Origin of the sequence: Nostoc sp. (assembly GCF_036916985.1) — a bacterium.
Taxonomy (GTDB): Bacteria; Cyanobacteriota; Cyanobacteriia; order Cyanobacteriales; family Nostocaceae; genus Nostoc.
Genome location: NZ_JBALFD010000015.1, coordinates 12709 through 25650, shown reverse-complemented (window position 1 = coordinate 25650; position 12942 = coordinate 12709). Strand labels below are relative to the sequence as shown.

Here is a 12942-nt window from a genome sequence, read left to right as displayed (position 1 = left end):
TTCGTTAAACCACTTGAAAACTAAAGCTAAAACTTGCCCAATTATTCATATCCAAGATATATGAGTCGGCTGCTGTGCCGTTCATCTCCGTTTTAAGATGTAAGTCTTGGAGCAAGGCTTGTGCAATGTCTAAGGAATTCAACAATGGGGCAATCAGCCGTTGTTCGGTTGGGGAATATTTAGCAGTATTCAAAGCGGCGAGAGTTGTGCTAAAAGGGGTAGTACTAAAAATTAGTTGTTGTTCGCAAAAGAAAGCTGGCCCTGAAACCACCCATTCGGAAGCAGCATTAGTTTGGGGTAAGGTGAGGGTTTCACCTGGGGCGATGACAACTTCTTTGAGGAGGGGCTTAATGTCTTCAGTATTTGGTTCTTGGGGAGTTTCCCAAGAGTAGAAAGCGATCGCTGTATGATTATTGTTTAATCCCAGCACAATTAAATATACTGGGCGATCGCTCTGGTTTTCCACTCGATATTGCATTCGACTACCGATAGGGACAATCGGTGTGGGGAGAGACGTGATTAATCGCGTCTGTACTGATTTTTTAATCGGAGTTTCAGTTTTAAAAGCTCGGACTGTTTCGCGCTGCATAACAACGCGAGGCGATATGTTACTAATTATTTCTAAGCTTGCTTTGAGAGCCAAGCGAGAAGAACCTTGATTTTCTGTGAGTCGCCATAACTTGGCTGCTAGCAAGGTTGATAATTTTGGCGCTAACCTTTGCGCTGCTAATTTTACTGCTTCTCCTACTTCCCCCGTGGTATTGGGAATTAGCTCGCCACCGAGAGAAAATAGACCATAACGACTAGGAATTTCCTGTAACTTACCAAAAACATAATCAGCAGGTTTTTCGCCCACTACTACAGTGGAGATATGAGGAAATGCAGCGAAGGCACTTGTCGCATCTACCCGCTCAATTCTTTCCAATCCAGTATCTAGAGCTATGGTTAAATTAATATTTCGGGGTAAAATCCGGACTGCTTCTTGCACAAGTTGCCCGACTTGTAGGGAATTTGTACCTTCGGTTTGGGAAATTTGGGCTTTTGCTGTTAACCCAGTCCGCGATCGCAATATTAATTCTTCTGTTGTTGCTAGGGTGAATCGAGAATTCACTCCGTAGTATAGCAGCACTTGTGGCGGTAATCCTGCCAACCACAGTTGGACTGTTTTGCCGTCTTCTTCAATGGCTGTCACCGCGCCTTCTGCACCAACGATACTCTCTGGCAAACCTAACCCCCCCTTCTCTACAAGGGAAGGGGGAGAATTCAAAGCCTCTCTCCTCTGAGGAGAGAGGTTTGGAGAGAGGTTTTCCAGATTCGCTGGTTGCTGTTTGCTACCCAATTTAGATAGAGAATTTTCTACATGGGAAAGGGAAACTTGAATTGTGGTGGCTGGGGTGAATTCCCACAAATACTGCGTCAAGGCGTAGGTAAATAACCCAGCACTAAAACCAGCGAAAATTCCTTCCCTTGCGGGCTGCTTTGGCTCTGAGGTAGCTGCTAAAACAATCGGAGTGCTGGGTAACTTCTGAGTTTTGAGTTGTCGGAGAAAGTCGAGTTCTTCTGGTGCTAACTTTGCCTCTACTAACTCTTGAAGGGTGCGACTTTTTAATCCTAAAACTGTGGTAGGAGCATAATAGCTAGTATCTAATACTGCTGTGACTCTTTCTGTGGGGAGCGATCGCAATAATAGCAGCAGAGTTTCTTCTAATATATAGTTGACTATTTTTTCGTCTTGTGATTTATAGCTCACATTAGCTGGCACTAGAGCATTTTGCCTTATATCTGACGATGTTTCCAATTTGACACTACTACCATAACCGCTAAAGTGAAAGACAACCATATCACCAGGTTTAGCTTGCTTGCCCAGGTGATCCAAAAAAGCCGCCTCAATGAATTCCCTGCTGGCTTCTTCCTCAGTTAAGGTTAAAATATCTGATCCTTGGAAGCCAAAACGATGAATCAAAAGCTCTTTTTGTAGTTCGACATCCGTCAGACAACCACTGAGGGCTGGGATTTTTGGGTATTGGTTAATACCTATCAGTAATGCCAACTTGCGCGGACTGGGTTGTGCCAAAGCCTGATAATAGCGATTTCCCAAAGACAACCACTCAGCTTCAGTTATCCCCAATACCGCGAGTATTGAGCCAATTCTCTGTAAAAACGTGCGCCGTTCCATAGTTAGCTATCAGCCCTCAGCTATCAGTTAGCAGCTTACAGGGCTGAACTCTGTATTGTAAAGTTACAAAAATGTGGGGAGTGGAAGGGCAGGGGGAAAATTCTTAACTCCTAACTCAGCACTCAGAACTGTTTTGCCCAATGTCCTAAACCGGCACTTCTATCCGCATCGCCCGCGCTAACTCTGCCGCCACTTCTGGACGGGAAAATTCTGGTGGAGGTAATTCACCACGCCGCAGCATTTCTCTAACTTTTGTCCCCGATAGGTGAATGCGTTCTTCTGGCTTGCTGGGACTGGTTTTAGATGTTGCCATCTGCTTAGTGCGCGTGCAGTAGAAAGCGTGTTCAAATTTCATCGGCACAATACCTAATTCACCTGGCGCAAACTCATCAAAGATATACTGTGCGTCGTAAGTGCCGTAATAGTCACCCACACCAGCATGATCCCGTCCGACGATAAAGTGAGTACAGCCATAGTTTTTGCGGACTAAAGCATGGAAGATGGCTTCACGAGGCCCAGCGTAGCGCATTGCGGCTGGATTAATTGCCAAAGTTACCCGGTCTAACGGGTAGTAATGTTCCAGCAAAATTTCATAGCAGCGCATCCGCACGTCAGCAGCAATATCATCTTCTTTTGTCGCCCCGACTAATGGGTGCAAAAATAAACCATCAACGATTTCTAAAGCGCACTTTTGAATATATTCATGGGCGCGGTGGATAGGGTTGCGAGTTTGAAAGCCGACGATGGTTTTCCAACCCTTGTCTTGAAATAGTTGCCGTGAGGCAGCTGGATCGATTTGGTAAGTGGGAAACTGGGGATGAGGTTCACGCTGCAACAGCCAAATATCACCCGCCAGATGTACAGTACCTTGGTTATAGAGTACCTGTACACCCGGATGATTGACATCATCAGTGCGGTAGACTTTTATTGCTTCGCGGGTTTTGTCGTAGTTATATTTTTGGGTGAGTTGCAAAACTCCGATAAATTCGCCTCTGGAGTTATCCAGACGGATTAAGCTGCCTTCTAGCAACGGGGAAGCTACTTCTTCGCTTACCGATAGTGTAATCGGGATTGACCACACAAGACCGTTAGCTAATCGCATTTCTGTGACAGTGCGATCGTAGTCTTCCTGGTTCATAAAACCCGTGAGTGGACTAAAAGCACCGATCGCAATCATTTCTACATCCGAAACGGCGCGATCGTCAAGTTGCACTCGCGGCAAAAAGTCAGCTTTTGAGAGAAACTCTGCTCTTTGTTCTGGTGTGGCGATACGGTTAACCAACTGTCCACCGTGGGGGGCTATGGCATCTGGATTGTGACTCAACGTAATCCCCTCTTTGTATTAACTGTTATTGTTTCAGATTATGTACTAACTTATCAAATGCTGGTACGTAGAGAAAAAGAGTTTAGGGATATAGGGGTCTAGTAACTGGGTTCTGGGTTCTGAAATTGGTATCAGCGCTCCAAGAGATTGAGGGTATACCCTAACAAAAAACTCCCCTCAAGTGAATGAAGAGAGTCTAGAGAGTTAGTGAAGAGTTATTGCATTTCTAACAGTCCTATCACTTGCTCCAGTTTCATCTTAGCCATGTGCAAAGCTAGCAGTTTCTCTTGATCGTATCTGTCTGGATAGTTCATTCTCCTTCCCTCAAGAGTAATTTTGATGAGTGCTGACTGTTGATCAGTAGGTGAACCCATTTCATCAATTGCAGTACTTATGATCTGGATAGTGTTAAAGTCAGGAGTCTTCAATCCCCTTCCTTGTCTCATCTGCTGTAGCGCTAGTTGGGGAAATGCCATTAGAGATACGATGAAGCTCGTCTTGTAACCTGGGTTTCCTGTAGGCTTAATCCCGTACCTATGACACAAATCATGTAATTCAAGAGTAGTTTTGATTTCGAGTTCTGACCTTGTGAACATAAAATAGAATTGTCTATTTGCTAAAAGTGGACATTGGCGGGTATTAACTTCTCTAGGGGAAATACTCGCCAAATTTAAGCATACAATGTGTTGCCCAATTGATCGTACTTTACATTCACAATACTTAAAAAATGCCTAACCCTGAAGGCAACCCAGACATTAAAAAATATGGATTTAAAACTGATAGAGATGAGCCTTTAACAGAACGGATTGCTATTCGAGTTACTAAGTCAATGGCTGAAAAAATTAAAGCTATTGACAATTATCCAGAGTTTTGTCGTCAAGCTCTGAGCGAAGCGTTAGATAAGCTGGATCAATCAGTTAGTTAGTATATGTTCCTATAAATAAATCAGTGCGAGAGTAACGACAACAAGTGTAGAAGTAATTTTTGATAGAGAGTAGGTAGTCGTAGCCCGCCGTAGGTATCGCTTTTCAGAATTAACTTTTGCTAATTGAGCCTAATATGGCAATAAATGGCATAAACTGCCATAAGATAATATTATGAAGGAAAAATTAGAGAAGTTGTGCCAGTGAAAAGTATAAATATATCTCTCCCTGACGCGATGCGGACTTATATAGAAGAGAAAGTGGCGACTGGTGGTTACAGCAGTGTCAGTGAATATTTCCGTGAGTTAGTGCGCCAAGACCAAAAGCGTCAAGCGGCTGAACGTTTGGAAACGATGCTTTTAGAAGGTTTAAATTCTGGGAATGCAACTGAGATGACTCCTGACGATTGGGAAGATATACGCCAAGCTGTGCGGGAAAGAATCACCAAGCATAAAGGGTCAAACCAAGGTTAATAAATAATAATTTTAGTGACTCTGAAACTGCAAATATTCCAACAGTAGTAACCGCAAGTAATCTAACGTTCTAATATAACTCTTTATCTGCTCATAATTGCCATTACTGCCAAAATAAAAACTCGCAATCTGAGGTATATTGAAAACTCGCATAGCTTGTAATTGCTCAATTGCCTCGGTTTGATTGACAATTTAACCTGTGCTTTGAATTTGACTTGCATAACCTCTGAGATTTACTGTTAAAAGCTCAAGTTCTTCTAAAAGTGAAAACTCTTCATCTTCTGGTGGAAACTGAATAGAAATTTCTTGTCGTTCGCCACGTGTATTTTGAGAAATATTAGTCAATTGTACTAATAACTGACTAATATTTCTCTTAACTAATTCTTGCTGATTTAAAATTGCTTTAGTCATCATTGACTCCATAAGTAACTATCTTTTCAGTACCATATCGGTCAGGTTTGACAATCAGATATTCATTGCCTTAGCTGTATCAAAAACTGATCAGAGATAGGTTCTTTCGACATATATCCATTGAAAACTAAAACCACCCTTCCTCGTTTGTCACGACAGGGTGGTTTTAGTTTATGCCAAAACAGGGTAAGAATTATTATTAACCAAATTGTTCAATAATTCCGCCACCTAACACTTTCTCGCCGTCGTACCACACCGCCGCTTGTCCGGGGGTGATGCTAATTTGGGGTTCATCAAACACCAAACGCACACGGGAGTTTTCCAACGGAATCACCGTCACTGGTGTAGGCGTTGAACGATAGCGAATTTGCACTTCGACATGAATTGGGGTGGATGGTTGGGCAATGGAAACCCAATTTACCCGATTTACAGTGCATTCTGGCTGAGTTACCTTAGTGCGATCGCCTACTACTACTTTATTATTTTCCGCATCTAATTCAATCACATACAACGGTTCGGCAGCAGCAATCCCCAAGCCTTTGCGCTGGCCAATGGTGTAGTGATGGACACCATCATGCTGTCCCAAAATTTTGCCTGTAGTATCGACAATATCGCCTGTTTTGGGAGCTAAATATTTATCCAAAAATGCCCGCATGGAACCGTTACTTTCCACTAAGCATAAGTCTTGACTTTCTGGCTTATCAGCAGTTTTCAATCCGTATTCAGTTGCAATGCGGCGCGTATCAGTTTTTTCTAGTTCGCCCAGAGGAAATATGGTTGCTGCAAGTAAATCTTGAGACAAATCATAGAGAAAATATGACTGGTCTTTGTTGCGGTCAATAGCCCTTAATAACTGGTAACGTCCAGTTGCTTCGTCATGGCTAATTCGGGCATAATGACCAGTGGCAATGCGATCGCATCCCAATTCTTCACGAGCATATTGCACCATTGGCCCAAACTTCACCGTTTTATTGCACTGGGAGCAAGGCAATGGCGTAATCCCAGCACTGTAACCAGTCACCAGATAATCGACAATATGCGTCTGAAACAGATCCCGAATATCTACAACCTGATGGGGAACGCCCAGTTGTTCACAGAGATCAGCCGCGTCGATCATACCTTCAGAGCAACATTGACCTTTGCCTTTCATTAGCCAAAGAGTCAAACCAATCACTTCATAGCCCTGATGGTGCAGGATAGCTGCGGCGGTGGAACTGTCAACGCCACCAGAAAGACCAACGACGACTTTTTTCATACAAAGCACGACACGATAGCTGCGTGGTTGTCCAATTGTAGCACAAACTATTCAAAGCCTTGCTACTAAAGCACTTCAGTTTTAAAGCAATTGAATTAGTGTAGGCGTAGCCCTTCGTAAATATCGCTATTCACTCCGTCATCACCTTTATCTAAAATTAGTTACAGATGTATTTTTTGCCACGCAGATGACTAATTTTACGTTAACGCTATATAGTTGCTACAACGGTGAACTAATTAGTTCCTGATGAAAATTGCCTAAAAATACTTTGACCCACCGAATTTTAGATTTTGGATTTTGGATTTTGGATTGTTTTTGGTACAAGCCCTGATGCCACTTGCTTTATGCAGGGTTTCCCATCCACCGCAGTGGCTCCCCCTTGTGAGCGGAATAAATCTCAAAGACCTCATGCGTCGCTAACGCTATGCTATCGTCAATCCAAAATCCGACGTTCGCGGACTCGCTAACGCTGCGCTATCAAGCTGCATCCCTTGTGGGTGCAGTCAATCTAAAATCTAAAATCTAAAATCCAAAATCTAAAATCCAAAATTGTTTGACTACTTTTTAAACTATTATGTCGAGAGAAATACCCAGTCAATTTATCCCGTTTCAAATGCTGCGTCGAAGTTCTGAGGGTTGGAAGCCCACGGTTAGACTTCTCTCCTTGTTAGTGGGAGGCTGGTTAGTGCTGATTCCTAACTCTACCCCAGCACAAGCACAAATCCACAACAATGTGCTATTAGCTCAACAAACTCGTGAAACTTTACCGCCACCTCCAATTCCCTCTGATCAACAGCCATCACCGCAGTTACAACCGACGGAACTAGTACAGGACAATCAATCTGAACTGAACTTTCAGCCCTCTCAACCATTACAGAACAATCAATTAGAGCAGAATTTTCAGCCACCTCAACCATTACAGAACAACCAATTACAGCCGAACTTTCAGCCCTCTCAACCTGCACAGTTTAGTCAATATGGCCAGAATTTTGAGCGCTACTTAGTTTACGTTGATGGTAGTGATTTTCAGACACTACAAGCAATACGTCAGATTGAACCCAGTGCTTACATTCGCAATTACCAAGGACGGAGTGTAATTCAGTCAGGAGTTTTTAACAGAGTATCTAACGCCCAACAACGGGTAAATGAACTACAGTCACGAGGCATATATAACGCTCGGATTATTAGCTTTACTAACGGACAGGAAATAGATGCTGGCAATAGAGGCTTGTTAAGAGATCCAAGTAATATAAATGCTGCTAATCGGCCAACCTCTAGATATTATGTTGCCATTCCCACCACTCCAGAACAGTTACCTGCGATCGCAGCACAAATTAGGCAGAATATAGCCCAATTTAGTCAAGGTTTAGGCCGATCTGGCGGAGTCCTCGAAAGGACGCAACCACGAGGGCCACACGTAGCAGTAGGGCCTTTCCCCGATCGATACCAAGCCGAAGAATGGAATAAGTATCTGCGAAATATCGGATACGCTAATGCCAGAGTTTACTATGGGAAGTAAGAAAGAGGGGATTGGGGATTGGGGAGTAAAATTAAACTCATAACTCAGCACTCATAACTCAGCACTCAGCACTCATGAAAGATAGGCAAGAACAAATTTCGCAAGTCGTAGTGACTGCTGGGCAGATGCACGATGTTGAAAAGCGGATCTTTGCAGCAGGAATGCCTGTAGTTGCTTTGATGGAAAAGGTGGCGGGATTAATTGCCCGTCGCATTCCAGAGATTCTTTCAAACAGCCTCTTTTTAAGGGGATCTCGTGTAGGAATTCTGGTCGGCCCCGGTCATAATGGTGGCGATGCTTTAGTAGTAGCCCGTGAATTACACTTTCGTGGGTGTGAGGTTTGGATTTATTCACCTTTTTCTAAGCTCAAAGAATTAACTTTGCTGCACTTGCAATATGCTCACAGTTTAGGCATTCCGATTTATCAAACAATTGAGCAACTGCCAAATTCTGATTTGTTGATTGATGGCTTGTTTGGGCTTGGTTTAGAAAGAAACCTGACTGATCCCATCGCTTCTGCAATTAATCAGCTAAATCAATTATCTGTACCAATTTATAGTATCGATTTACCTTCAGGTTTACACACCGATACAGGCGTTGTATTAGGAACTGCCATTCGCGCCACTCACACATTTTGCTTAGGTTTATGGAAACTAGCTTTTTTCCAAGATCAGGCGTTGGAATATCTCGGTAAAGCTGAGTTAATCGATTTTGATATTCCTTTAGCTGATGTAGAAGCTGTTTTACAAGATGCACCCAGAATTAAACGTATTACACCGGTAACAGCACTTGCTACTTTACCTTTACCGCGTCCAGCAGTTACTCACAAATACAAGGAAGGACATTTACTGCTGATTTGCGGTTCGCGGCGCTATGCAGGTGGAGCAATTTTAACTGGTTTGGGGGCGCGGGCGAGTGGTGTCGGTATGCTTTCCATTGCCGTACCCGAATCCCTAAAACCTCTTTTGGTGTCACACTTGCCAGAGGCGCTAATTGTCGGTTGTCCAGAGACGGAAACCGGAGCGATCGCCCACCTCCAATTACCAGAAAAAACCGATTTAAGTTCCTTCAATGCGATCGCTTGTGGCCCCGGTTTAACACGAGATGCTACGCCCATTGTGCAAGAGGTAATTAAGAGCGATCGCCCTCTAATTCTCGATGCCGATGGTTTAAATATCTTGGCACAAATGGGAGCGATCGCCACATTAAAAAAACGCCTTGCAGTAACCGTACTCACACCCCACACCGGCGAATTTGAACGATTGTTTCCTGATGTCACCGATGCCAAACATGACAGGGTGAAAGCCGTACAAGAAGCAGCCGCCCAAAGTGGGGCGATAGTGTTGTTAAAAGGGGCGAGAACTGCGATCGCCAACCCTCAAGGTGACGTTTGGATTGTTCCTGAAAGCACACCCGCCTTGGCGCGTGGTGGTAGCGGCGACGTGTTAACTGGGCTACTGGGCGGACTGTTAGCGCAAGCAGGAACTAAACAGATTCCTCTAGAAGATATTGTCGCAACTGCCGCTTGGTGGCATTCCCAAGCAGGTATAATAGCCGCCCAAGAACGTACCGAATTAGGTGTAGATGCGTTTACTTTGACACAGTATTTGATGAAGGTTCTAATTTAGCGATTTTGTGAATATTTCCTTTTTATTCAATAAAGATATGGGACAAAAAAACTTATTTTGTGATGTGGATGATTTCTGTCAATAAGGGTAAAAACGCAGTGATGTTAGCTTACTATCGGCAGATGAATTTCACCGAATTCAAGAAAATTAAAGAAAGCCGTATAATTCAGAAGAATTTAATCTACAGTGATTTAACAGAATCACCGTATGGAGATCACTTATGTATTGATATATGGTGGGGAGCAATTGACTTTTTACTTGTTGGGCCAGGAGCCAATAAAAGCAATCCACTCAAAAAATTGATCTTTGGTGGAGTCCCTTTAGATACTGGTGATATTTGGTTTGATTTTGGGCCAATACGCTATCTTGAGCCAAATGAAGTTCAAGAAATCTCAGAGCTTCTTGTTAAAATCTCGCCAGAGGTGCTAATTGCCCGATACAATACAGCATCAATGATAGAACATCAAGTACCCCCAGATATTTGGTGGACAGAAAATCAGAGTGAGGTTGTCATCTCAATTAAAAGTTGCTACTCAAAAATAGTGAATTTTTTTCAAACAGCTGCGAGTAGAAAAAACTATATCCTTGCTTATATCACAGCGTAGTTTCGTTTAATTTTCTCTAGAAATCTGTTTATTTTCTCAGAGAATCTTAGCTATCTTCAGTTTCTCCTCGAAACCAGGAATTCAGAACATCCAGTTAGGCGGGGTTATTACAGGTAGAGTTGATTGATGTGTGAGGAAAGGCGGAGCCTTTTGGATGGCATTCCCAGTCTGAGACTGGGAACGAGTAGAACGAGGAGATTTAGGTATTGACTAAATACCAACGCTGTAGCGCCAATCGCTGAATTTCCCGCCAGGGAATATTATGCTTTCGGGCTAAGTCTGCACAATCTTCATATTCTGGCTGGACATTTGCAATAACTTTTTCTGGTGATTGCCCTTTCCATGATACTTTGACACGCACTTTGCCATATTTCGTTTCCACTTGTTGAATTTCCCGTTGTAAAATGGCGCGTTGCTGAGTTGTTCGCCGAATGCCTAAAGTTGTAGTTTCGCGGAAGATAACGGCTTCACAACTGAGTAAATTTTCTGGATGACAAATCACAGTTAGCAAAATCCCCGGACGGGACTTTTTCATACCGATCGCTTGGGTAAAAACATCCAGCGCACCAGCCGCAAACAACGCCTCAAACGTATAGCCGATCGCTTGTGGATTCAAATCATCAATTTGGGTTTCTAATACCGAGATGGTTTCCAAATTTGAGCTAGTATCTTCAGAATCACTGAAATTTGACTGTAAACTTGCACTTTCACCCAACCAGAGGCGTAAAATATTGGGAATGGGTAAATTTATGGTTCCTGCTCCCAGCCCTATCTGCTTGATAGCGATCGCAGGTGGTGAACCAAAATCTCTTGCCAAAGTAGTAGCGATCGCGGCTCCTGTTGGTGTTACTAATTCTCTGTCAATGCCATTACTATAAACTGGACAACCCCGCATTTCCCAGAGCTTTAATACCGCTGGGACTGGTACTGCCATCTGACCATGTGCAGCCCGAACAGTGCCGCCACCAGTCGGAAACGCCGAGCAGTAAAGTAGGGGCAATCCTTCCTGATTGCTCTCAATCCCCAACCAATCCAACCCCAGGCAAGTACCCACAATATCCACGATCGCATCTATAGCACCAACCTCATGAAAATGAACTTTTTCAGGTGAAATGCCATGCACCGCCCCTTCTGCAACCGCTAGCTGTCGGAATACCGCCAAACTCCAAGCTTCTGCCCTTGATGGCAACCCTGCTTTGAGAATCATTTGCTCTATTTCTGGCAAGTGGCGTGTGTGGTGGTGACTGTGTTCGTGTTCGTGGTGATGGTGGTGATGGCGATCGTGTACTAAATCCACATGGACTTTCGTCGCCTGTTGACCATTCCGTTGGACAAATTCTGCCCTTAACTGATATTCCTGTTCAATACCCAACCCATTAAGTTTTTCAATTAAATACTCCACAGGAACACCCAAACTGACCAAAGCACCCAGGCACATATCACCAGAAATTCCTGTCGGACATTGAAGATAAGCAATTTTATTCATAGTTATTAGTTATTAGTCATTAGTCATTGGTCATTAGTCATTGGGCATTGTTTATTTCTCCCCCTGCCTCCCCTGCCTCCCCTGCTCCCTTATCCCCCAATCCCCAATCCCCGTCCTATGGCAAAAATTTTCCCAGTTCATCCGGATAATCCTCAAACTCGCCGAATAGAGGAAATAAAGTCGGCGCTCTCTAGTGGCGCAGTTATGCTTTACTCTACTGATACAGTTTATGCGATCGGTTGCGATTTGAATGCCAAGTCGGCGGTAGAACGAGTGCGGCAAATTAAACAGCTAGCAAACGATAAACCATTGACATTTTTATGTCCCTCGCTTTCAAATGTGGCAACTTATGCCTTCGTAAGTGACACAGCCTATCGAACTATGAAACGCCTGATTCCAGGGCCATACACGTTTTTGCTCCCAGCTACGAAGTTAGTACCGCGATTGGTGCAAAGCCCCAAGCGGAAAACTACTGGAATTAGAGTCCCAAACCATACCGTGTGTTTGGAGTTGCTGGCAGCCTTGGGTAATCCGATTATTTCAACTTCAGCACATCTGCCAGTAGATGAAGCAGATAATGGCATAGTTCGGATAGATCCAGAAATTGTTCAGTCAAGGGTAGAGCTATTTGATCGTTTGGACAAGTTGGTAGACATAATTATTGATACTGGCGAGGAACCTACATATCAAGTGTCTACCATCTTGGATATGACCGGAGACGAAGCAGTGATTATACGGAGGGGTTTAGGTTGGGAAGCAGCAGCAGCATGGGTATAAGAATTCTGAGACTAGGGATTGGGTATTGGGTAGTGGGGAAAAAATTCTTTTAAGATTTGGTTGGGGTATGAATCCACATACTCATCTTCCCAGTCCCTAGTCGCCAGCCCCCACTTCACAAGCACACCTCTCCGTTTCGGAAATTGTGATCAAAACGACTCCAGTTTTAAAATTGTCATATTTAAAAGCGATGTCTAGGATGGGCTGTTCAGTGAGGTAGTGGATATAAGAGGATGGTGGCAAGACTTGACACAGTAAGGCATTTGACAACTTTAAGAAAATGGTAGGGACTCGTGTGCCTGCGTCAATATAGTGGCTTGTGATCAAAACCGACACATTGCCATAACTGTAACTCTTTCGTATTT

At 43.6% G+C, this 12942-nt stretch carries 12 protein-coding genes; 6 read left to right on the top strand and 6 right to left on the bottom strand.

From position 1 onward, the window contains the following. Positions 1-4: 4 nt before the first annotated feature. From V7L07_RS04820 to V7L07_RS04810, 3 genes are all read right to left on the bottom strand, one after another. Positions 5-2176: a caspase family protein gene (locus V7L07_RS04820; RefSeq protein ID WP_335055574.1), complete on the bottom strand. Its 2172-nt coding sequence runs from the start codon at positions 2174-2176 to the stop codon at positions 5-7. 145 nt (positions 2177-2321) lie between these two features. After that, positions 2322-3500, bottom strand: a complete 1179-nt coding sequence (gene sat / locus V7L07_RS04815) for a sulfate adenylyltransferase (RefSeq protein WP_335055572.1) — start codon at positions 3498-3500, stop codon at positions 2322-2324. A 215-nt stretch (positions 3501-3715) separates the two neighbouring features. Next, positions 3716-4096, bottom strand: a complete 381-nt coding sequence (locus V7L07_RS04810) for a hypothetical protein (protein WP_335055570.1) — start codon at positions 4094-4096, stop codon at positions 3716-3718. Between the two features lie 131 nt (positions 4097-4227). On the opposite strand from V7L07_RS04810, the gene V7L07_RS04805 reads away from it, so the two are divergent. Both V7L07_RS04805 and V7L07_RS04800 read left to right on the top strand, forming a co-directional pair. Next, entirely contained in the window at positions 4228-4425 is a 198-nt protein-coding gene (locus V7L07_RS04805) for a hypothetical protein (RefSeq protein ID WP_292701680.1), read from the top strand. Between the two features lie 201 nt (positions 4426-4626). Further along, the gene (locus V7L07_RS04800; RefSeq protein WP_190936344.1) at positions 4627-4896 is read left to right on the top strand and encodes a type II toxin-antitoxin system ParD family antitoxin; all 270 of its coding nucleotides are present in this window, start codon (positions 4627-4629) and stop codon (positions 4894-4896) included. 192 nt (positions 4897-5088) lie between these two features. On the opposite strand, the gene V7L07_RS04795 is transcribed toward V7L07_RS04800, so the two are convergent. Together V7L07_RS04795 and mnmA are read right to left on the bottom strand one after the other, a co-directional pair. Then, positions 5089-5319, bottom strand: coding sequence for a hypothetical protein (locus tag V7L07_RS04795; RefSeq protein WP_335055568.1), 231 nt, complete (start codon positions 5317-5319; stop codon positions 5089-5091). Between the two features lie 187 nt (positions 5320-5506). Continuing rightward, a complete protein-coding gene (gene mnmA / locus V7L07_RS04790) occupies positions 5507-6562 on the bottom strand; it encodes a tRNA 2-thiouridine(34) synthase MnmA (RefSeq protein WP_335055566.1) in 1056 nt (351 codons plus the stop codon). A 574-nt stretch (positions 6563-7136) separates the two neighbouring features. Between mnmA and V7L07_RS04785 the strand changes: the two genes are divergently transcribed. The 3 genes from V7L07_RS04785 to V7L07_RS04775 all read left to right on the top strand — a co-directional run bounded on the left by V7L07_RS04785 (position 7137) and on the right by V7L07_RS04775 (position 10314). Next, on the top strand, positions 7137-8081 hold the full coding sequence (locus tag V7L07_RS04785; RefSeq protein ID WP_335055564.1) for a hypothetical protein: 945 nt from the start codon (positions 7137-7139) through the stop codon (positions 8079-8081). 74 nt (positions 8082-8155) lie between these two features. Then, on the top strand, positions 8156-9709 hold the full coding sequence (locus V7L07_RS04780) for an NAD(P)H-hydrate dehydratase (RefSeq protein ID WP_335055562.1): 1554 nt from the start codon (positions 8156-8158) through the stop codon (positions 9707-9709). Between the two features lie 62 nt (positions 9710-9771). After that, entirely contained in the window at positions 9772-10314 is a 543-nt protein-coding gene (locus V7L07_RS04775; protein ID WP_335055560.1) for a DUF1877 family protein, read from the top strand. 199 nt (positions 10315-10513) lie between these two features. On the opposite strand, the gene larC is transcribed toward V7L07_RS04775, so the two are convergent. Beyond that, entirely contained in the window at positions 10514-11800 is a 1287-nt protein-coding gene (gene larC, locus V7L07_RS04770; protein ID WP_335055558.1) for a nickel pincer cofactor biosynthesis protein LarC, read from the bottom strand. Positions 11801-11917: 117 nt separating this feature from the next. On the opposite strand from larC, the gene V7L07_RS04765 reads away from it, so the two are divergent. Next, positions 11918-12577 carry an L-threonylcarbamoyladenylate synthase gene (locus V7L07_RS04765; RefSeq protein ID WP_335055555.1) on the top strand — a complete coding sequence of 220 codons (660 nt, stop codon included), beginning with the start codon at positions 11918-11920 and terminating at the stop codon, positions 12575-12577. The last annotated feature ends 365 nt before the right edge of the window (positions 12578-12942 follow it).